The sequence below is a fragment of the Limosilactobacillus sp. genome (assembly GCF_022482365.1).
In the GTDB taxonomy this organism is placed as follows: domain Bacteria; phylum Bacillota; class Bacilli; order Lactobacillales; family Lactobacillaceae; genus Limosilactobacillus.
Window position 1 is genome coordinate 742,975 of sequence record NZ_JAKVPE010000001.1, and the last position, 20,429, is coordinate 763,403.

Sequence of the window (20,429 nt, forward strand, 5' to 3'; positions counted from 1 at the left end):
TTAATTTTCCTCACTTAACTTTTTTAGTCGAACCCGATAGTAGAGTCGGGTCAGCAATAATACTTCGATGATACCGATTACCAGGTTAATGCCCAGTTGCAGCCAGCTCAGGTGCAAACCCAGACTGGCCAAAACGATCAGCGCCGCCACCAATATGGTTACCTTGGTTAGCAGGGATTGGAAATCAGCTTGGCGCTGAGCAAAGCTGACCGGGTAAAGATGAGTAAAGACGTTCCCGTCGTACTGGTCAAAGAGTGGCATCAATTGGGTGGCGATCAGGTAGATGAACAGCGCCGCCAGGACACTGTTCAGCCAGATGACCGGCACTAAGAAGACGACCACCATCGCCAACAGGGTCAGCCGGATGACGATCCCGCTGACGTCGGTGTTACGGATGAAGCCCCGGGCGTATAGGTAGGACCAGGGGTGCCCTTCAATCGTCAGGCGACGAATCAAGCCATTGGCCCAGGTGCGCCGCTTAACGTTCCCTTGAACGGTCGGCACGTCAGTAAAGAGGTTGAAAAAGCGGTAGACGCTGTACATCCGATCGGCCTCGGCGCTGATCGCCAGTCGCCAGTCTAGGGTCAGGTGCCGTGTCAGGGCCGCTGCCTCAATTACCACCGCCAAGATCAGCCCGACCAGCGGATTAATCAGCCAGCAGGCCAGGGCAACCAGGAGTGGCAGGAACCACTGCAGGGCCCGCAGCAGCCGCAGATGCTGCCGTCCCTCCTGACTAACCCTTGCCTGCGCCAGTCGCAGCCAACTCGCCTTAACGGTCAGGAAGGTCAAAAAGATCAGGACAATGTTGGTCCCCGTCAGGCGTTCGGTTGTCATAGCAAAGGGCAGTGCCACGAAGGTCCCGGTTGCCGTCATCAAAAGGGCCAGGATCAGGCTATAGTTTCCAGCCTGACGCATATAGGTCTGCATATTTTTAACCTGCGGCAGCAAGAAGACCGGGTCAGGCCGCTCCAGCAGGGTGGCCAGCCGACCAAGCTGGGCCAGGACAGTGAACCAGGCCACCAGCAGCCAGCGACTCCACCAGAGATTGGGGCCGAGCTGGGGCAGCCACTGTGAATAACCATAGGCCAACGCCCCAAACAGGAAGAAGAGGGCGATCACGAAATGATCATTAAAAACCAGGCGCCAGTATTTTAGCAACATCATGAAGTGGCGCTGGCGACGTTGCGCAAATAATTTATTCATTTTGACCATCCCTTGCCAGGTGCAGATAGATCTCGTCCAAGGATTCGTCCGGCCGGTCAGCGAGCTTGCGGAGTTCATCCAGGGTTCCGTGAGCCCGGACCTTTCCAGCGGCCAGGAGGACAAAACGGTCACAGTACTTTTGGGCCGTGTCCAGGACGTGCGTCGACATCAATACCGCCACGCCGGCCTTCTTCTTCTCCTCAATCAGGCCCAGCAGGTCATGGACGGCCAACGGGTCCAGGCCATAGAAGGGCTCGTCGACGATCAGAAGCTTGGCGTCGGTCATAAAGGCGCAGCAGATCATTACCTTCTGCTTCATCCCCTTGGAGAAGTTGGCCGGGAACCAGTCCAGCTTATTGTCCAGCCGAAAAATCTTCAGCAGCCGGTGGGCCCGCTTCCAGGCTTCCTGAGTGTCAAGCCCGTAAGCGGTCATCGTCAGTTCCAGGTGCTCACGCAGGGTCAACTCGTCATAGAGGATCGGCGTCTCAGGCACGTAGGCAATTTGCTGCTTATACTCTTCCGGGTTAGTTGCCAGGCTGAGGTCGTTGAGGGTGATTGAACCGGAGAACGGCCGCAGGATCCCAATGACGTGGTTTAAGGTCGTCGACTTGCCGGCCCCGTTTAAGCCGATTAGGCCAACCAGTTCGCCGGGCTGCACGTCGAGAGAGACGTCCTTTAGCACCGGGATCTGGGAATAGCCCCCGACCAAATTTTTGATTTCAAGTGCCATGATCTTTCCTTCTTTTCTTCCTTGATTTCGACTTTTAATTATACCATACCAGATCAGACCCCCAGCGGTGAAGAAATGCGCATTATAAGTTATACTAGAGGTAATTTCTGACAAAGGAGGGGATACAATGACTGATTGTATCTTTTGTAAAATTATTTCCGGTGAGATTCCGAGCTACACGGTTTACGAGGACGACGTTGTGAAGGCCTTCCTCGACATCTCCCAGGGGACGCCGGGCCACACCCTAGTCGTTCCGAAGAAGCACGTCCCGGACCTCTTCGCCTATGACGAAAAGCTCGCCGCCGAAGTCTTCTCTCGCCTGCCAAAGATCGCCCGCGCCGTCAAGGCTTCTAACCCGGCCATCAAGGGGATGAACGTGATCAACAACAACGGCAAGGTTGCCTACCAATCCGTCTTCCACTCCCACATTCACCTGGTACCACGCTACTCCGACCAAGACGACTTCAAGATGATCTTCAAGGACAACTCCGGCAAGTACGACGACGCCAAGTACAAGCAGATCCAGCAGTCGATCATCGACCACATGGATGATGAACAATAATGATTAGGGAGAAGTTCAAGGCCGCCCTGGCCGACGCCAGAAAGTTCAAAACTCAGCTCACCGATCTGCAAGACAATGTACACGGCCTGCAGAATGCCCTGGGTGGTGCAAGGAACTTTGCGGACGCCGTCAGCGGTGACATTGTCAAGTGGCGGTTCAAATGTCAACCGCGCATTGAGCGGATTCAAAAGATCGTCAACCGCCTAAGTAAGTCAACCAAATAGCAAAAAAAGGATATCCGCATTTCCAATTGGTGATTGCGGATATCCTTTTTAGTCAGTGCGAGCAATTTAATTTACTTAGTTGCTGCTGGATGAGCTGGACGTTGAGCTCGTGCCCAGGCTACCGTTCGTGGTACTGTTGGTGTTGAGGTAGTCGTCCAGGATGTTCTTTTCGTCGTTATCCTTGATGGAGACATTCCCCTTCTTCAGGACGTTGGAAACCACCTTGTGCAGGAAGGTGCTGTTGTTCATGTTTTGTTGAACAATCTGGTTCCGCAGGTCGCTGATGTGCTGGCTCTTCTTCCCCTTGGCCGGGTGCTCGATCATGTAGATAACCTGGTAACCATCGTCGGTCTTTACTGGCGTGGTGGTGTATTCACCGGTCTTCAGCTTAAAGGCAGCCTTCTTGTAGGCGGAGTCAAGCTGGGTGTCGGTGTTATCAAAGGCGGCAACCTTCCCACCGTTATTCTTGTTAGAGGAGTCAGTAGACTTCGACTTGGCCAACTTCTTGAAGGTCTTGTACTTGTTGTCGGAGTTGTTCAGCTGATCAATGATGTCCTGAGCTTCGGACTTGGAGCCGACCAGGATCTCAGCCGTCTTGACCTTTGGTTGGTACTTCTTCCACTGCTTGTTGATCTGCTTGTTGGTAATGTGGGAGTAGTCCCGAACCGCCGCCTGGAGCAGGAGGTTGGACTTAATCTGCTGCTTCAAGGTCTTTTCCGTCAGGCCGTTTTGCTGGAGCACGGTGTTAAATTGCGAACCGTACTGAGACTTGTAGCTGTTGTACTGGGCGTTGACCTGCTTGTCGGAAACCTTGCTGCCGTATTCCTTCTGCAGGACCTTGTCCAGGATCATTTGCTGTAAGACCTGCTTCCCCTGGCTGGTCTGCTTCATGCTGCTGTAGTATTCACTCTCGGTAATCTTACCGCCGCTCGTCGTCGCAACGGCCTTGTTACCACAGGCTGCCAGCGGCATCATCAGTGCCACCCCAGCAACGATTGCTAATAATTTTTTGGATTTCAAGAAAACACATCCCTTAGAAATAATTTTTTCGAAAAGTTTCACCCATCCAATATACCACACTTCCCCGCCTGGTCCAGCACTGACAAGAAAATGTTAAGGCCATCTTCACAAAAAATTAAAAACTGGGAAGGTCGACCATGGTCATCTTCCCAGTTTAATTAACTTTATTGCTTGTCTTCAGGACCCTGTGGCATGATTTCGCTGTACAGGTCTTGGAGCGGCGTCGTGATGGTCTTGTTCAGCTGCTGAAGCATCTGGTCAACCTGCCGTTCGTTGTTCATCAGGTTTTGAACTGCCTTCTTGCCGCTGATTTCCTTGGCCAGAGTTTGAATGGCCTTGATCTCGTCGTCGGTTGGGTTCTGACCCTGCATCTGCTTTTGTTGAGCAGTTGCCTGCATCGTTTGGAACTTCTTGAAGGATTCGAAGGCTTCCTTGTCTTCCTTCAGTTCGTTGAAGGCCTTCTTCAGGCCGATGAATTCCTGGGTTTCAACCAACTGGCGACTCATTTCGTTCGCCGTATCGTAAATGTTTACAACCATGACTAGAATCTCCTTTTTTACTACTAAGTCTTTGTAAATTGTATCATGTTTGCGGCCCTAATCAAAATAGGGATTTAACGCCGCTCCACCACTGCTTAGCCTTGTTGCCAAAGTTATTGACCGATTGGTTGAACTGGTTAAGCATGTCGCCGTCATTATTGAAGAGCGACTTCCAGCCACTGGACTTGCCCTTCGTCTGGCTCGTGGCCCGGGTTTGGGCATCCTTGACCGTGAATTTGGTGCCCGGCGTGTTGTCGAGGATCCCGGTCAGTTCGTTCTTGAAGAGAGCGTTGATGCTGCGCTCGGTGATGTCATTTAGGACGTGCCCCTTGTTGGTATCATCGTAACCTTCCCAGGTGGCAACCACCACGTCCGGCGTGTAACCAACGATCCACTTGTCCCGGTCGTTGGACTCGTCGCCCTTGACCCCGGAGTTGGTGGTTCCGGTCTTCCCGGCAACGGTATAGCCGCTTGGCTTAGCCGACTCACCCGTTCCGTGTTCGTAGACCCCGATCAGCATACTGGTCATTTCCCGGGCCGTCTTGGCCGAAATGACGTGCTTGGTCTTGGTCCCCTTGTTCTGGGCGATCACCCGACCAGAGGCATCCTCGATCTTGGTGATGTAATGGGCCGTTGGCATTTGCCCCTCATTATCGAAGGTCGCGTAGGCGCGGGCCAGTTGCTGCGGTGAAACCCCCTTGGTCATTCCCCCGAGGGCCAGCGCCAGGTTCTTGTCGCCCTTTTCCACCGGCAGGCCAAATTTCTTGGCCATCTGGTAGCCCTGGTTGACCCCGATCTTGTTCAGCAGCCAAACCGCCGGGGCATTCAGACTCTCATAGAGGGCCTTGTACATCGGCACGCTGCCGCTGTAAGTGTCGTCATAGTTCTTCGGCGTGTAGTTGTTGGTTCCATACGTCTGCTTCTTATCCTGAAGCGTCGAGTCGTAGAAGTAGCCGTGTTCCAGTGCCGGCGTGTAGACGACGATTGGCTTGATCGTCGAACCCGGCTGCCGGCGGATCTGGGTCGCCCGGTTAAAGCCCCGGAAGACGTGCTTGCCCCGGCCACCAACGACGGCGGTCACCCCACCGGTCTTCGGATCCATGGCGATCGACGCCGACTGGACCTTGGTCCCATCGGCCGAGTCCGCCGGGAAATTGTCGTCATCATCGTAGGTCTGTTGCATTGAGCGCTGTTGATCCTGGTCCAGGGTCGTGTAGACCTTGTAGCCGTCGTTCATGATGTCCTTTTCGGAAATTCCGTACTTGCTCTCCGCCTCGGAAATAACCGCGTCAAAGAAGTACGGGTACTTGTAGGTGTCGTTTGGCACGTAGCCATTCGTCACGCTCAGCGCCGTCTGCTTGTAGCGGTTGGCCTCCGTTTGGGTCAGCTTGTGGTTTTCCACCATCAGCTGGAGAACCAGATTACGCCGCTGCTTGGTGGCCGCCGGGTGCTCGATCGGGTCGTAAATTCCCGGCGAGGTCAGCATCCCCGCCAAGGTGGCAGCCTGAGGAACCGTCAGCTCGCTGGCGTCCTCGTTAAAGTAGCGCTTAGCAGCGTCCTGAACCCCCCAGACGCCGTGTCCGAAGTAGGCGTTATTGAGATACATGGTCAAAATATCGCGCTTGCTGTACTGGTTTTCCACCTCGATGGCAATGAAGATCTCCTTTGCCTTTCTCGAGAATGTCTGTTCCTGGGTCAAGAAGGCGTTCTTGACCAGCTGCTGGGTCAGGGTACTCCCCCCACCGGAGATGTAGTCCTGGTGCAGGAGCTTGTTGCGGACGAGCAGGAAGGCCGCCCGACCGAGCCCCTTGACCGAGAAGCCGTGCTCATGGTAGAAATTACGGTCTTCGGTCGAGAGAACGGCATCCGGCACGTTCTGGGAAATCTTGCTGAGACTCACGTAGGTTCCCTTCTGGGCGTAGAGGCTGCCGGCCGACTGCTTGTTGCGGTCGTAAATGATGGTTGAACGCTCCAGGCGATTCTTCAGGTTGCCGACGTCGGCCGTCTTGGCCACAAAGGTGAGGTGAATGCTCATCACCAGAAAGGCCGCCAGGAAAACAACGATAATCCACCGCGTCAGCTGATAGCGATGCCAGAACCGGCGAAGCCAGCCCCGTGCACGCTGGCCGCCACGCTTGGTGCCCGCCCAAATGCGTGCCCAGGCCGCCTTCAGCCACGCTTTTACTTGTTCCTTAAAAGGTGTTTTTTGCGGTTCACGCTTCATTCTAATTTTCTCCGTTCATTATTGACTGATTGTCATTTTAGCATACTCCAGTGCCTGCACCACAATTTTCGGTTGGCTTTTACCAATCTTTTCCCTTTCCGAATCGGAATAGTTTCATCGCAAAACCCGAACATTAAAATTATTTTGTTCAAAAATAATTAATTTCCATCTTAAAATTTATTCCTTTATGTGGTAAAATCTGAACGTTAATAAGGAAATCGCTATTGACGATTAACTAAGTAAAGAGGAAGAAATTAAATGAATAACGACATTGAACGCATCTTAATCAGCCAGGACCAGATCGACCAGCGCGAGGACGAATTGGCAGCCGAATTGACCGCCAAGTACCAGGACCAATTTCCGATCGTCGTTTCGGTTTTGACCGGCGCCATGATTTTCACCAGCGATATGCTGAAGCGGCTTAACTTCAAGCTCAACGTTGACCTGGTCGACGTCTCCAGCTATGCCGGGGCCAACTCAACCGGCGAGGTACAACTGGTGCAGGATTTGAAATTCGACGTCTCCGGACGCTCCGTCATCGTCATGGAGGACATCATCGATACCGGCCGGACCCTCGCCTACCTGGTTCAGCTGCTGAAGGATCGCGGCGCCAAGAGTGTCGAGGTCTGCGCCCTGCTTGATAAGCCCGAGCGCCGGGAGGCCGAAGTCGATGGTGATTACGTGGGCTTTAAGACGCCAAACGAATTTCTGGTCGGCTACGGACTGGACTATAACGATCTCTACCGCAACCTGCCCTACGTCGGCATCCTCAAGCGGAGTGTCTACGAACAGTAATAATGCATTAAGGCCCGCCTACCGGGGAATTTTCCGGCAGGCGGGCCTTTTTGTGTATCAAAAAACGGCTGACGTCACCGCCAACCGTTTTATTTTGACTTAAATTACATTTCGTCCGGAGCCTGAACATCCAGCAGGTTCAGTGCAGACTTCAGGACATCGCTGACGGCCTGGGTCAGGGCCAGCCGTGCCTGTTGTCCTTCGTCTTCATCGAGAATCCGGGTGTGAGCGTAGTACTGGTTGAACTTCTTAGCCAGTTCCAGGGCGTACTTGGCAACGACGGATGGGTCGTAGTTGTCGGCTGCCCGCTTGATGGCTTCGCCGTACTGGCTCAGGAAGCTAATCAGTTCCCAAGCGGAGTCACCAACCTTGGTCAGGTCAACATCGCTGAAGTCCCGGATGCCGCCCTTCCGCAGGATACTCTCGGCCCGGGCACGAGCGTATTGAACGTATGGACCGGTTTCCCCTTCGAACTTAACAACGTCTTCCAGCTTGAAGTTGACGGAGTTCCGCCGGTAGTTCTTCAGATCGTGGAAAATCACGGCGCCGACACCGACCTGCTTGGCAACCTCGTCGGCGTTCTTCAGGTCAGGGTTCTTTTCGGCGATCTGCTTCCGTGCCAGGTCGATGGAGTCATTCAGCACGTCTTCCAGGGAAACAACATTCCCCCGCCGCGTTGACATCTTGCTCCCGTTCAGGTTCATCAGCCCGAATGAGATGTGGGTGATCTGGTCCCACCAGTTGAAGCCCATTTCCTTCAGGGCCATCCGTAATTGACGGAAGTAGGTTTCCTGATCGGCACCAACCACGTAGAGGGACTTGGCGTGACCGTACATGCGCTTCCGGTACAGGGCCGTAGCCAGGTCACGGGTGATGTAGGTCGTCGTCCCATTGGACTTGATGATCAAAAGTGGTGGCAGCTTGTACTTGTCGAGGTCAACGATCTGGGCGCCCCGGCTTTCCTTCAGCAGGCCCTTGTCACGGAGCAATTGGATCGGTTCTTCCATCTTCTGGGCGGAGAAGGCTTCACCATTGAAGGAGTCAAACTGCACGTTCAGCATGTCGTAAACCCGTTGGAACCGCTGGAGGGACATCTCCCGGAACCAGCGCCAAAGCCGCCATGCTTCTTCATCACCGTGTTCCAGCTTGGCGAACCATTCACGACCCATGTCGGTGTATTCTGGGTGTTCGTCGGCTTCGGTGTTGATCTTGACGTAGAGCTTAACCAGGGTGTCAATTGGGTCTTCTTCCAGGCCCTTCTGGATTTCTGGCTGGTCACCCCACATCTTGTAGGCCGCCATCATCTTCCCGAACTGGGTACCCCAGTCACCGAGGTAGTCGATCCGGATCAGGTTGTAGTTGACCTTTTCCAGAATCCGGGCAACGGCTTCACCGATCATCGTGGAACGCAGGTGACCAACCCCCATTGGCTTGGCAATGTTTGGCGAGGAGTAGTCAATCGTCACGTTGGCGTGGTGACCGAGGTCCTGGTTCCCGTAATTTTCGGGATCGCTCAGGATTTCCTTTAAGATGTCAGAACCAACTTCCGCCTTGTCAAGGAAGAAGTTAATGTAAGGGCCGGCCACGACAACCTTGTCAAAGCCCTGCAGGTTAACCTTCTTGACCAGTTCCTGGGCAATCATCTGGGGAGCCTTGTGCAGGGTCTTGGCCAGGAAGAAGGTTGGGAAAGCATAGTCCCCGTTCTTCGCATCCTTTGGCCGTTCGATCTTGTCTTCAATCTCAGCAACATCCATGTCCGGCAATGCCAGCGCCAGTGCGTTTGCAACTTTTTGCTTTTCGTCCATTAATATTCCTCCTTGTATCAAAAAACGCCCCTAATAAGCATCATGCTTACTAGAGACGAGATCATTCCCGCGGTACCACTCTAATTGAATGAGAAATTCCACTCTTGATTATTAAACTATGCCTGCGAGGCACGCTTTCGCGATCGGCAGGTCCCTTCCTCACACCACTGAAGGGTCGCTGTCAAGTGCCGGATCGCTACTACTCCTCGGTCATTGGCTTTAACACTGATTTATTATAACAAACTTTAACCTAATTACAAGAAAATTCGCCTTAATAATTACCATTATCTGGTGATATGCTAAAATTAATTATTAAGATCTCATGAAAGGATGATGTGAAGATGCAGGAAACAATTCAGGCCCTCACGATTGCCGGTCATGACTGCGATGGCAGTGCTGGCATGCCAGCCGACCTCCACGCCTTTTTTGTAGACGGGGTCTACGGCCATGGCATCCTAACCGCCGCCGTTGCTGGTAATTCTTATGACATTACCGCCCAGCAGGTGATGCCAGCCGACTTTATCGCCGAACAATTTCACCAGCTGGCGCGTGATTTCGATATTCGCGCGGCCAAGACGGGGATGCTGGCCAATGACGCGGTGATTGACGTCGTCGCCGACCACTACCGTGAGGAAGACTTCGGCCCCCTGGTTGTCGACCCGGTAATCATTACCAAGCACGGGGCCATGCTGCTGGAGCAATCCGCCTACGAGCGTTTTCGCGAGCGAATCATCCCCCTGGCCACCGTTATCACGCCAAACTTCTTCGAGGCCCAGAAACTGGCGGAAATGACCATTAACAATCGGGCCGACCAACTGGAAGCGGCCAAGAAGCTGCAGGCACTGGGCGCCAAAAACGTTGTGGTCAAGGGTGCTCACCACCGGGAGCAGCAGGATAACGTTGTCGATCTGGTCCTGCTGGAGGACGGCAGCCACTTCTGGCTCACCAAGCCCTTCGTTGCAACGACCCGGCTCAATGGGACTGGCGATACTTTCTCTGCCATCATCGCCGCCGAACTTGCCAAGGGAAATGGCGTCTACGAGGCGGTCAGCCGGGCCAAGGACGCGGTTCACGCCGCTATCGCCAACCCGCTGGATGCCGGACACCGCTTTGGTCCAATCAATCACTGGGCCGCCCAAAAAGAGTTAAAGTAAGGAGCTGAATTTGATGCTTGATGAATATACCCATAAAGTCGTTCTCGTTGGTGACGGGGCTGTTGGTTCGGCCTTTGCCTTTGCGCTGCTCCAGTCGACCCACGAGATCGATGACCTGGTAATTGTCGATCGTAACAAGCAGAAGGCCGCCGGTGATGCCGGCGACCTGGCCGACATCACCCCGCTGACCAGTCCGGTGCGTGTCCAAGCCGGTGAGTACGCCGATGCGGCCAACGCGGACGTGGTCGTAATTACGGCCGGGGTAGCCCGCAAGCCCGGCGAGTCACGCCTCGACCTGGTGAACAAAAACGTCGCCATCCTCAGGTCAATCGTTGAGCCGGTCGTCGCCAGTGGTTTCAAGGGCGTCTTCGTGATTTCCAGCAACCCGGTCGACATCCTGACGACCCTCACGCAGAAGCTCAGCGGTTTCCCCAAGGAACGGGTCATTGGAACGGGGACCTCGCTGGACTCGATGCGGTTGCGGGTCCTGCTCGCCCATCGCCTCCAGCTGTCGGTCAACGCGGTTGATGCCCAGATCCTCGGCGAGCACGGCGACACCTCCTTTGCCGCCTTCAACGAAATTACCATTAATGGCAAACCCCTGACCGAGCGGGTTCAGCTCAGCCAGGAGGACAAGGACCGAATCGAAGACGATGTTCACCAGGCCGGTGGCAAGATCATTGGCAACAAGGGCGCCACCTTTTACGGGGTTGCCAAGTGCCTGGCCTACATCACCAGTGCAATCATTGAAAACCGCAACGTTGTCCTACCGATCTCGGCACCACTGGAGGGGCAATACGGGATCCATGATCTCTACCTCGGGTCCCCGGCCGTCATCAACAGTCAGGGAATCGGCCAGGTGATTGAGTATCCCCTGACCCCCGAGGAACACGCCAAGATGGTCCAATCGGCCACCGCGATGCAGGCAGTACTGGATAAAATTGAATAAGAAAAAGCGGCTTGACGGCCGCTTTTTTTATTAAGCCATTTCACACTGTTTGCCATCTCATCAATTTGACAGCAAAGTTTCTTAACTCCTTTAGCCTTGATTCGTAATTCCAATTCTTCATTTTCCACCTCTATCGCTTTCTTTCATCAGTGTGGCTTGCATTGTTATTGGTCTTTCTTACAGTTTAACCGTAATTTTCAGAAGATACATTGAACATATTACGGTTTAGACGTATTATTTAGGCATAAGCAGTTAAGGAAGGGATTAATAAAAATGAGTGATCTTGGCAATAAAGAAATCATGGCTAAAAACATCCAAAGATACATGGATTTGCGAGGCGTAAGCCGTAAAAAACTAGCTGCTGATTTAAACGTTAGCTATACCACTCTGACTGATTGGATAAAAGGAAATACTTATCCGCGAATTGACAAGATTGAAATGATAGCTAACTATTTTCATATTTCAAAAGCCGATCTTGTTGAAAAACCACATAAAGAAAACGAAGCTGCTGAAACTATTGCTGCCCACATCGATGATGACACTCCAGAAACTGAACGGGAACAAATTATTAATTTTATTGAGAATTTAAAAAAAGCGCGGAAGTGATAGTATGTACCCTTATGAACAGCTTGCTAGTGAGTGAGTATTCGTGGATCCCAATTTATTATCGGCCGATGCCACGTCATCTCCCCAGCCTGACCATGTATGGTGTAATTTATCTGGATCGGCATGCTAAAGAAATATAAGATTCTTCAAGAAGAGATCGCCCACTATAACATTACTGTAGATACGAAAGACAGTCGCAAACAAGAAAAGGAGGCCCGTTCCTTTGCAATGGAACGGGCTGTACCCTTGGATGATCTTATCTTTTGTTACAACCATTATCTTGTCCAAATCCTGACGACATTAAAAGCTGATAGCATTAAATAATTAGATATGTCAATAAGTAATTGAACATGTAGTTAATTATTGACATGTAGAGAATTTAGCGTAGAATGAAGTCATAAGGAAGAGCGGTAGATACTCTACGGAGCCTATTGCGGGAAAGATCTTCATTCTACAAGAATGGAGGTCTTTTTTTGTTACCCAAAGAGTTTAAAACCATAGATGAACAAATTAATCTTTTGAAATCAAGAGGGATGAATATCCCCGATGAGCAAAGGGCTAAAAAATATCTCTTAACAAATAACTACTACAACATCATTAATGGTTATAGCAAACCATTTTTGAAAGAAAAAGAAGTTTATTTACCTGGAACTACCTTTGATGAAGTTAGCAGGCTTTACTTTTTCGATAAAGAGCTGAAGCAAACATTGTTCAACTACATCTTAGATGCCGAACACCATCTAAAGTCAATTTTTGCGTATCGCTTCGCAGAAATGCATAAAGAAGATCCTGAGGCTTATTTAGACATAAATTCATATGACCACGAAAAAAGTTTATCTGTTGCTTATATTATTTCAAAAATAAATAGGATACCAAATAAATAGGATAATCAGCAAAAATAGGCATTACCAGAACAACTCAATCAACTATTATTCACAAACATATCACTTTGTTCCAATTTGGGTATTAGTCGACTATCTTGATTTTGGTGACCTTTCAACTTTAATTGATGTAGTCCCCAGAAATCTTCAAAATAAGATTGCTAATGATTTAACAAGTTTCATTATTGATAATAATCCTGACTTCAATGATAAATTCGACCCCAAGGTAATGACATCCTTCATTAAAAACATTCATGAAACTAGAAACATATGTGCTCATAATAATCGTTTGGTTTACTTTAGATGCCGTTCTGATTCAAAATTCTTTGAGTATTTGCACACTAAATATAATTTCATTCCGGACGACGACAGAAGCACTGTCTATAGCACTTTTATTAGTCTACAGTGTTTTATCAGCCAAACTGAATATGCGAAGCTCAATAATACTATCCGGAAAAGGACCCAGACGTTGGATAATCATTTAGCCTCAATAGGCATTAACTCAATTCTAAAGCTACTTGGTTTTCCAGATAATTGGCATTTGCGCCCTAAAATCGAACAATCAGAGTAACTAAAAAGCCCCCAGATGGCGACAACCATCCAGGGACCAGGGATTGATATACATTGTTGTGTCGTATCAACCCCTTCATTATATTTTGAAAGAATGCAAAATTGAGGAAAAATTTTCACTTCCATTCATTTTGCCATAGCTATGTGGCCTTGCTTCTTAGTCAAGGAATTGACATTTATGCCATTAGTAAGCGACTTGGCCACAACGATATTGCTACTACGATGAATACCTATGTATATTTGATCGACTTATACAAGGAACACACCGATGACCAAATCATCACAGCTTTGAGTAGCTTGTGAAATTCAAAATGTGTGCGGAGTGTGTGCAGGATGTGTGCAGACTTTATTATTTTATATGATTCTCCATAACTAAGAAAAAGCACAAATCCTTTAATACCAAGGGTTTGTGCTTTTCCATTACTTCAGATAGCTCTGCACACAAATCTGCACACAAAAAGCCGATAATCCTTGATATCAAAGGGATTATCGGCTCACATTCTATGCCCCAGACAGGATTCGAACCTGTACATGGAAACCCATACAACGACCTGAACGTTGCGCGTCTGCCAGTTCCGCCACTGGGGCAATCTATTCAATTAATTTTACATCAGCATTGCTACCGATGAATGCCCCAGACAGGATTCGAACCTGTACATGGAAACCCATACAACGACCTGAACGTTGCGCGTCTGCCAGTTCCGCCACTGGGGCAATTCATTTAATTAAGTTGCTCACCTAAGCAACGATATTAATTATATCTAATCTCCAGAAAAAAGCAAGCACTTTTTTGAAAAAAGCTTCATTTTCCTAAAACCAACCGATAATTATCAACAGTGCTACAACCAAGGCCGCCGTAACCCCATAGGCCCGGTTCGGATCCCCAAAGGTCTCCCGCTTCAGCCGGAAGTTGGTCTCCATTAGGATATCAACCAGGATCAGGTAAATAATCCCGATCAACTTCAGCCACCAGTATGCTGAAAGGGTCAGGATGAAGTGAACAATCGCCACCGTCAGCAAGACAAAGAAGCAAATCCGGGCGATGACCAACCAGTTGCTGACAATTTTTTCTTTCTTCGCCCGACTGCCAAAGTGATTGGCAATAATCAACAGCACTACCATTATGATCGCGATCATTCTCAGCATCGTGGCCACCTCCTCATAGTTAATTTTATCATTCTTGGATTGCCAGCGCCAGCAAGCTTGTCACTTGAAAAAATTAATAAAACAGTGTAAAGTATACCGGTATTACGGACGATTATAACTACATAATGAGGTGAGACTTAGTGGCTGATTTCGAAATTGGTGACGTTGTAAAGGGCAAGAAGTTCGGTCCCATGGATCATGACTTCACTGGTGTCGTTGAAAAGGTTTATAACAACTCCATCATGGTTTCCATCCAGGACTTTGATCCGGCCGACAAGAGCGGTGTAAACGAACTTAACGGTCGCGCCGTAATTCGGCAAAAGGAAGCCAAGATGATCAAGGCCGTGCCGCGTGAAGAAAAGGACGCGGATGAGGACGAGGACAGCAAGAAGTCCCCCGCCAAGAAGACCCGGACAACTAAGGCCAAGACAACCAAGAAAAAAACTCAAAAGAAATCAACAAAAAAGGCTGACAAATAGTTTGAAACGTTATATACTAGCTTAGTAAGTTATTTGAGCTAGTTATGCGGGTATAGTTTAGTGGTAAAACTCAACCTTCCCAAGGTTGCGTCGCGAGTTCGATTCTCGTTACCCGCTTAGCAGACGAGGTATATTGCCTCGTCTTTTTTTATTTCAAAAATAAAGGCGGATCAAGCCCAAGCGCTAGTCCGCCTTTTTGTGATCAATTAATTGGATCATGGTCCCGTAGCCGGTCACAACCAAAAACTTCGGCGCTACCTGGACATTGGCCACCGTGGTGTTAAAGCGAACGTTAACAACTCCGTCGGCGCCCTTAGCAGCAGCCCGTTCTTTCAGTTTCTCCTCAACGGCGCCATAGAGTTGGTCAAACGACTCAAAGGCGTCAATCTCCTCGCTCGGCAGCATCAGATGGCTGGTCGCATTGACAATTCCCAGAATCCGGTGGGTCTGAGGAAAGGCCTCGGTTGATAAGAACATTCTTCTCACTTCCTTGCAGTCATTATATAACAAAAAGGAACCGGATCGTTTGATCTGGTTCCTTTTTCACTCACGGAAGGAATCTCGCCACTTTGCACTGGAACTAATTACATTACCATTTTATCTTTGATTCTAAACTTCCGCAAAGTCGCATTTATAACCCCTGCTGAAGTGCACCCCGGTGACCTGATTACAGAATATTTTGAATTCTAACTTTAAACGATGTTTCTGGTCACACTTACGTTGCTTCTGCCTACTCCATAACTTCCTTCGGCGCTTCACCAGTGGGAGGATTCCATGACGGATCATGGCCTCTTTTTTTCTTCTTTCCTTCCACGTCTTTAATATACCATTTCATGGAAGCGATTACAAGCACTTTTTAAATTTTTAAGAGCATCGCGATCGCAACAATATTGTTCAGGGCGTGAAGACCGATCGAGTTTCGCAAATCCCCCGACCGCTGGTAAACATACGCCAGAACCATCCCCATGAAGCAGTAGGTCGCAAAGCTAATCACGTTGGTGCTGAGGTGGGCGCAGGAAAACACGATCCCGGACAGGATCACTTTCAGCCAGAAACGATCCGGCCGAAAGAAGAGGTTAGTCAGTACCCCACGAAAAATCAGTTCCTCGGCTACCGGCGTCAGCGTGCAGGCCGAGATCGCAAAGACAATCGTCGCCAGCTGGTTGTGGTTAAGCATGGATGCAATCGCCTGGTTATTGGCCGTTTGAGCCTGATGATAAATCAACAGGTTCAGCTGCCCCAGCACGCTCATCCCCACCAAAAGCACCAAGTAGCCGCCGATGATCATCCCCGGTCGCAACCCCTGGTGCATCGGCCGCTGCAAGTAGCGATGATAGATTCGCTGCGCCCAGCCGATGATAAAGCCAAACAGCATTAGGAAAATGGCCAGGAGCAGAATCGTCAGCCAAAAGTTGTTCGGGTGCCGGTTAGCGATGCTGATGGCCACCGGTGGCAGCTGGATCAGCAAAAACAGGATCAGCATGATCCCGCACCGGTAAAGAAAATTAAAAATATTGCCAAGCTTATTCATTTTGCTTTTTCTTTTCCGCCTCCCGTTGCTTTTTCAGCCGCCGATAGCTTCGCTGCGCCGTCACCCGGGTCACCCAGAGATTTGCAACGACAAAACCGGCAATCCACAACAGATACATCCAAAAGCCGGTAATGACGTGGGCAATCGTCAGCCAGACCAGGAGCGCGAAGATCAGGAAGGTCGGCACAAGAATTTTGATCAGGTATTCAGCTTTCATTATTTCGGTAAACCTCGTTTTTTCCATTCAGTGTACTAAAAAGCAAAAGTGAACGCAATCCTTAGCCACTGCGTCCACTCTTTCTTAATCAAACTTAATCATTTTCTCCGCTCGCGGTGCCGCGGTACTGTCCCGCACTACCAGTTCAACTGGGAAGCGTCGGACCTGCTCGGCGGCGTGCTCGTCGTGAATCTTGCTGAGCAATAGCTTGGCGGCCCCCGTTCCTAGATCCAGGATTGGCTGTCGAACCGTCGTCAGCCGCGGCGAAACGTATTCGTCCATGTAGATATCATCATAGCCGATCACCGACAGCTGCTGTGGGACCTTAACCCCGTGCTCGGCCAGTCCCCGCAGCAGGCCAATTGCCATATCATCGTTACCGGCAAAGACCGCCGTGGCGTCACTCTTCAAAACCGCGTCCGTCGCCGCGTAGCCGCCGGGCCGGCTCAAGGGCTCGATAACGACGTCGCGTTCCTGGTCCAGGTGAATGCCATTTTTCTCCAGGGTGTCATAGAAGCCCTTCATCCGCTGGGTAAAGTTTTCGCTTTGCTGCTGCGGGCGTAAAACCACCAGGCGCTGGTGACCCAAATCAACCAGATACTGAGCGGCCAGGCTGCCCCCGCGGTAGTCATCCGTCAGGACCCGGGTCCCCCGCTGTGCGTAGTTCTTGTCAAACAGGATGTACGGGATATCGCGACTGCCGATCAGCCGGTCAATGGTGGCCGTCGTCATCGTTACGCTGGCGATGATCAGGCCGTCAATCGACCGGGAGATCATCTGCGAGAGGTAGCTCTGCTCTAATTCCGGGTCCCGATTGGCACTGAAGATCAGCGGGATCATCTTTTCGTGCTGCGCCACCTGCTGAACCCCCTTGACGAAGGTTCCAAAGAAGGGGCTGCTGATGTCTGGCACCAGGACCCCGATCATGCTCGATGACTTGCGGAGAATTAGGCTGCGGGCGTTAAAGTCCGGCACGTAGCCATACTGATCCCGGAGCTTTAAGACCCGTTTTTGCGTCTCCTTGCTGAAACGAGCACCTTTCCCGTTCAGGATCTGCGAAACCGTGGTTACCGAAACACCGGCTAAACGTGCAATGTCGCGAATTGTTACTTTCTTCCCCATTTTTCGAATCTCACCCAACTTTTATTTTCTAGTAATAACTTTATATTATTCGGCGCCCCGATTCAATCAATCTTCCGGAAAAAGGTCCTGTAAAATCTGCTGACCGGTCGCTGCCTGGGCACCCCGGGTCCGGACATAGTCAACCTGGGCCAGCAAAACGGAGTATTCCCAAAGCGACGACAGGTCGTGCTCGTTAAAGTAGTGCATGGTCAATTGAATCCGGTCAAGCTCGGTCAACCGCCCCACAAAGTCATCACTGCCCTTGTATTTGCGGGTGCCGACCACCACCGGCAGATCGTGATTAAAGGAATCCTGGAGGACGTTTTGCAGGAGGTTGCCCCGCGTAATTGCCGGATGCTGATCCAAGAACTGTTGAACCTGCCAGGTGTCGAAGTAGTGGTAGCGGTGGGCCACCTTGGTCTTTTCCGAAACGGTAAGCAGGTAGTCGGTCCCGCGCGCCGTGTAAAGAATGCTGGCCACGCGAATTACGATCAAGCCGTTGATCTTGCCGTCCCAGTCAATGCTGATCAGCATGCAGAAGGTCGGATCCAGGCCCACCACAAAGCCGACGTTAAAATAGTCGTCGTTGGGCAGGTTGTGAACCTCAATTAGCGTCCCCTGCTGCTTGGCAATGGCCAACTGCTCTTGGACCTGTGCCTGGGTCATTTGTTCCACGAATTATCATCCTTACTTTTTAGAGATTTGCTGTTTTTATTTTATTCTTGAACGGGCCGGACCACAACTAATTTAATTTCATCCCCATTTTCTACTAAATCTAGCAAAATTAATTGTGGGCATCCACAACATTTTGTAGTAAGATGGTTTTTGTGTTATTAAAAGTAAAGAGGGGCCATCATGGTGATTATTACAGCAGGAATGATCGGTGTCGGCAAAACAACTCTGACGGGAAAGATCGCCGAACACCTTCACACTAAAGCATTTTTTGAACCAGTCGGTAACAATCCCGTCTTGCCGCTGTACTACAAGGATCCCAAGCAATACGGATTCTTGCTGCAAATTTACTTTCTCAACAAGCGCTTCTCGATGATCAAGCAGGCCTTATCGGACGACAACAACGTCTTGGACCGGTCGATCTACGAGGACGCGCTGTTCACCCGCGAAAACAACGCAGAAGGCAACATCTCGGATACGGAGCTCGAGGTTTACCTCAAGCTGCTCGACAACATGATGAAGGATCTTCGGCAGCTGCCGAAGAAGGCACCAGATCTGATGGTGTACTCCGAGACTGCCTTCGATACCATCCTCTACCGGATCAAGAAGCGGGGCCGTGACTACGAACAAATCGATCACAATCCCGAGTTGAAGGACTACTACTACAAGATGTGGAGTGCCTACAAGCAGTGGTACCAGGACTACGATGCCAGTCCAAAGATGAAGATCGACTTGGATACCTACAACCTGGAGGATCCGCAGAACGTGCAAACCGTCCTCAATATGATTGACGACCGGTTAAAAGAGATTCGCTAAGCACTATTCTAAGAGGCTGAGCCCGTGTGGCTCGGCCTTTTACTTTAAAATTAAGCGGCGGACAATCTCGATCAGACCCGCCGAACCGGCCCCGCCAATGATGGAGGCCAAAGGTGAGAAGGCATAGCGCTGATGATGGTGCTGGGTTGGACGATGAAGCGAATCGGCCGTAGCGGTCTCATCACTGGGCGCACTCGTTTGAAGAGTTGGCTGATGAAGGGTCGGGCGATCATGGTGTGGCTTTGGACTGGGGCTATCATACTTAGTCAGCCGGTAAGCGGCAATGAGATGGTTCAGTTTCTGTTCGTACTGGGGGTCGGTAGCGTAGCGGCCCTGCAAGGCATGGGTGGCCTGGCGGTAGGTGGTGGCGTTTTGCCGGTGGACGTTGCGGTACAGTGGCGCCGCCAGGGTCTGGGCGTAGTCGCGGAGTGCCTGAACATCACTTTGGTAGCGACGGAAATTGTCCCGGACAGTCAGGCGCTGGCCGCCCAGGTACTCGGTCGTCGGCTGGCTGGTCGCCGCCCCGGCAAAATAGCCCTTAACCCCAAAGAGGTTGTGAAATGGTGCCCGGGCCAGCTTACTGCTTCCCCAGTTGCTCTCAAGGGCCGCCTGAGCAATGATCACCGACGGGTACAGGTCGTATTCCTGTCCGATGTCCTGGGCGAGCCCGGCCAGGTGTCTGATGAAGGCCCGTTGATCCGGAGTCGGCGTCTGTTCGGCCACCTCCGCCTCGTCTGCTTGATCCGCCGCAGCTTCCTGCTCTGGAGCGGTCTGCGAGTTGGCCGGCGTGGTCCCGGTGTCCTCCTTGGCAGCGGCCTGACTGGTCTCTTCCTCAGCTTGGCGCGCTCGCTGACCTTGTTGCCAGCCCCGCTGGTAGGCAATTGCAGCCACCTGACCGCTCGGCCGCTCCCAGTGCCCCTGCTGACCATCACGCACCCCCTCTTGGAAGGCCTGCCGGTAGATCAGGCTCTGAGCGCTAAAGGCTTTGAGAAAAGCCGCAGCGTAGTCCTCGCCCTGCTCCTGGACCGCCTGTTCGTCCACCGGCTGCTGGTCAATGATTCGCTGAATGGCCTCCTGATTTGGATCTGCCTGGACGCTTGCCAGGGCAGTTCCCGGATTGTTCAGTGCAAGAAGTGCGACGGTACTTAACAAAATGATTTTCTTCATGAGATCTTCCTCCGTAA

At 51.0% G+C, this 20,429-nt stretch carries 23 protein-coding genes, 3 tRNA genes and 1 pseudogene; 12 read left to right on the plus strand and 15 right to left on the minus strand.

Features of this window, described 5'->3' with window-relative positions; translation table 11 throughout:
• Together LKE23_RS03590 and LKE23_RS03595 are read right to left on the minus strand one after the other, a co-directional pair.
• Window positions 1–1,203, minus strand: coding sequence for an ABC transporter permease (locus LKE23_RS03590; protein WP_291978119.1), 1,203 nt, complete (start codon window positions 1,201–1,203; stop codon window positions 1–3).
• Window positions 1,196–1,933, minus strand: coding sequence for an ABC transporter ATP-binding protein (locus LKE23_RS03595; RefSeq protein WP_291978120.1), 738 nt, complete (start codon window positions 1,931–1,933; stop codon window positions 1,196–1,198). The genes LKE23_RS03590 and LKE23_RS03595 overlap by 8 nt, the downstream gene beginning before the upstream one ends.
• 127 nt (window positions 1,934–2,060) lie before the next feature.
• Between LKE23_RS03595 and LKE23_RS03600 the strand changes: the two genes are divergently transcribed.
• Both LKE23_RS03600 and LKE23_RS03605 read left to right on the plus strand, forming a co-directional pair.
• Window positions 2,061–2,495, plus strand: a complete 435-nt coding sequence (locus LKE23_RS03600) for an HIT family protein (RefSeq protein WP_291978121.1) — start codon at window positions 2,061–2,063, stop codon at window positions 2,493–2,495.
• Window positions 2,495–2,719, plus strand: a complete 225-nt coding sequence (locus LKE23_RS03605; RefSeq protein ID WP_291978122.1) for a hypothetical protein — start codon at window positions 2,495–2,497, stop codon at window positions 2,717–2,719. The genes LKE23_RS03600 and LKE23_RS03605 overlap by 1 nt, the downstream gene beginning before the upstream one ends.
• A 75-nt stretch (window positions 2,720–2,794) precedes the next feature.
• Here the strand turns inward: LKE23_RS03605 and LKE23_RS03610 are convergent, their stop codons facing one another.
• The 3 genes from LKE23_RS03610 to LKE23_RS03620 form a co-directional block, all read right to left on the minus strand.
• Window positions 2,795–3,739 (minus strand): peptidylprolyl isomerase, encoded by a 945-nt coding sequence (locus tag LKE23_RS03610; protein WP_291978123.1) that lies wholly within the window; start codon window positions 3,737–3,739, stop codon window positions 2,795–2,797.
• 164 nt (window positions 3,740–3,903) lie between these two features.
• On the minus strand, window positions 3,904–4,278 hold the full coding sequence (locus LKE23_RS03615; protein ID WP_291978124.1) for a YlbF family regulator: 375 nt from the start codon (window positions 4,276–4,278) through the stop codon (window positions 3,904–3,906).
• Between the two features lie 61 nt (window positions 4,279–4,339).
• Entirely contained in the window at window positions 4,340–6,502 is a 2,163-nt protein-coding gene (locus LKE23_RS03620; RefSeq protein WP_291978125.1) for a PBP1A family penicillin-binding protein, read from the minus strand.
• 258 nt (window positions 6,503–6,760) lie between these two features.
• Between LKE23_RS03620 and hpt the strand changes: the two genes are divergently transcribed.
• A complete protein-coding gene (gene hpt, locus LKE23_RS03625; protein WP_291978126.1) occupies window positions 6,761–7,297 on the plus strand; it encodes a hypoxanthine phosphoribosyltransferase in 537 nt (178 codons plus the stop codon).
• 104 nt (window positions 7,298–7,401) lie between these two features.
• Here hpt and argS read toward each other — a convergent pair whose 3' ends face one another.
• Window positions 7,402–9,102, minus strand: a complete 1,701-nt coding sequence (argS, locus tag LKE23_RS03630) for an arginine--tRNA ligase (protein ID WP_291978127.1) — start codon at window positions 9,100–9,102, stop codon at window positions 7,402–7,404.
• A 341-nt stretch (window positions 9,103–9,443) separates the two neighbouring features.
• Between argS and thiD the strand changes: the two genes are divergently transcribed.
• The 6 genes and pseudogenes from thiD to LKE23_RS03660 form a co-directional block, all read left to right on the plus strand.
• Window positions 9,444–10,256, plus strand: a complete 813-nt coding sequence (gene thiD, locus LKE23_RS03635; protein WP_291978128.1) for a bifunctional hydroxymethylpyrimidine kinase/phosphomethylpyrimidine kinase — start codon at window positions 9,444–9,446, stop codon at window positions 10,254–10,256.
• Between the two features lie 13 nt (window positions 10,257–10,269).
• Complete coding sequence (locus LKE23_RS03640; RefSeq protein ID WP_291978129.1) at window positions 10,270–11,205, plus strand: L-lactate dehydrogenase; 936 nt, start codon at window positions 10,270–10,272, stop codon at window positions 11,203–11,205.
• Between the two features lie 273 nt (window positions 11,206–11,478).
• The gene (locus tag LKE23_RS03645) at window positions 11,479–11,811 is read left to right on the plus strand and encodes a helix-turn-helix domain-containing protein (RefSeq protein ID WP_291978130.1); all 333 of its coding nucleotides are present in this window, start codon (window positions 11,479–11,481) and stop codon (window positions 11,809–11,811) included.
• Window positions 11,812–12,284: 473 nt separating this feature from the next.
• On the plus strand, window positions 12,285–12,695 hold the full coding sequence (locus LKE23_RS03650; protein ID WP_291978131.1) for an Abi family protein: 411 nt from the start codon (window positions 12,285–12,287) through the stop codon (window positions 12,693–12,695).
• 37 nt (window positions 12,696–12,732) lie between these two features.
• Window positions 12,733–13,263, plus strand: a complete 531-nt coding sequence (locus LKE23_RS03655) for an Abi family protein (protein WP_291978312.1) — start codon at window positions 12,733–12,735, stop codon at window positions 13,261–13,263.
• A 104-nt stretch (window positions 13,264–13,367) separates the two neighbouring features.
• Window positions 13,368–13,565: pseudogene (locus LKE23_RS03660) on the plus strand (tyrosine-type recombinase/integrase); the annotation flags it as partial.
• 201 nt (window positions 13,566–13,766) lie between these two features.
• Here the strand turns inward: LKE23_RS03660 and LKE23_RS03665 are convergent.
• The 3 genes from LKE23_RS03665 to LKE23_RS03675 all read right to left on the minus strand — a co-directional run bounded on the left by LKE23_RS03665 (window position 13,767) and on the right by LKE23_RS03675 (window position 14,408).
• A tRNA-Leu gene (locus LKE23_RS03665) sits at window positions 13,767–13,850 on the minus strand.
• Window positions 13,851–13,892: 42 nt separating this feature from the next.
• Window positions 13,893–13,976, minus strand: a tRNA-Leu gene (locus tag LKE23_RS03670).
• A 96-nt stretch (window positions 13,977–14,072) separates the two neighbouring features.
• The gene (locus LKE23_RS03675) at window positions 14,073–14,408 is read right to left on the minus strand and encodes a hypothetical protein (protein WP_291978132.1); all 336 of its coding nucleotides are present in this window, start codon (window positions 14,406–14,408) and stop codon (window positions 14,073–14,075) included.
• A 140-nt stretch (window positions 14,409–14,548) separates the two neighbouring features.
• Between LKE23_RS03675 and LKE23_RS03680 the strand changes: the two genes are divergently transcribed.
• Window positions 14,549–14,887: a hypothetical protein gene (locus LKE23_RS03680; RefSeq protein WP_291978133.1), complete on the plus strand. Its 339-nt coding sequence runs from the start codon at window positions 14,549–14,551 to the stop codon at window positions 14,885–14,887.
• 46 nt (window positions 14,888–14,933) lie between these two features.
• A tRNA-Gly gene (locus tag LKE23_RS03685) sits at window positions 14,934–15,004 on the plus strand.
• 66 nt (window positions 15,005–15,070) lie between these two features.
• Here the strand turns inward: LKE23_RS03685 and LKE23_RS03690 are convergent.
• From LKE23_RS03690 to LKE23_RS03710, 5 genes are all read right to left on the minus strand, one after another.
• Window positions 15,071–15,364 carry a heavy metal-binding domain-containing protein gene (locus LKE23_RS03690; protein WP_291978134.1) on the minus strand — a complete coding sequence of 98 codons (294 nt, stop codon included), beginning with the start codon at window positions 15,362–15,364 and terminating at the stop codon, window positions 15,071–15,073.
• A gap of 379 nt (window positions 15,365–15,743) precedes the next feature.
• Window positions 15,744–16,418 (minus strand): CPBP family intramembrane glutamic endopeptidase, encoded by a 675-nt coding sequence (locus LKE23_RS03695; RefSeq protein WP_291978135.1) that lies wholly within the window; start codon window positions 16,416–16,418, stop codon window positions 15,744–15,746.
• Entirely contained in the window at window positions 16,411–16,635 is a 225-nt protein-coding gene (locus LKE23_RS03700; protein ID WP_291978136.1) for a hypothetical protein, read from the minus strand. Before LKE23_RS03700 ends, LKE23_RS03695 begins: the two co-directional genes overlap by 8 nt.
• An 84-nt stretch (window positions 16,636–16,719) precedes the next feature.
• Entirely contained in the window at window positions 16,720–17,757 is a 1,038-nt protein-coding gene (gene rbsR / locus LKE23_RS03705; RefSeq protein WP_291978137.1) for a ribose utilization transcriptional repressor RbsR, read from the minus strand.
• Window positions 17,758–17,823: 66 nt separating this feature from the next.
• Window positions 17,824–18,432, minus strand: coding sequence for a hypothetical protein (locus tag LKE23_RS03710; RefSeq protein WP_291978138.1), 609 nt, complete (start codon window positions 18,430–18,432; stop codon window positions 17,824–17,826).
• Between the two features lie 180 nt (window positions 18,433–18,612).
• Here LKE23_RS03710 and LKE23_RS03715 point away from each other — a divergent pair, with 180 nt between their 5' ends.
• Complete coding sequence (locus LKE23_RS03715; RefSeq protein WP_291978139.1) at window positions 18,613–19,245, plus strand: deoxynucleoside kinase; 633 nt, start codon at window positions 18,613–18,615, stop codon at window positions 19,243–19,245.
• A gap of 39 nt (window positions 19,246–19,284) precedes the next feature.
• Here the strand turns inward: LKE23_RS03715 and LKE23_RS03720 are convergent, their stop codons facing one another.
• Window positions 19,285–20,412: a glycoside hydrolase family 73 protein gene (locus LKE23_RS03720; RefSeq protein WP_291978140.1), complete on the minus strand. Its 1,128-nt coding sequence runs from the start codon at window positions 20,410–20,412 to the stop codon at window positions 19,285–19,287.
• Window positions 20,413–20,429: the final 17 nt, after the last annotated feature.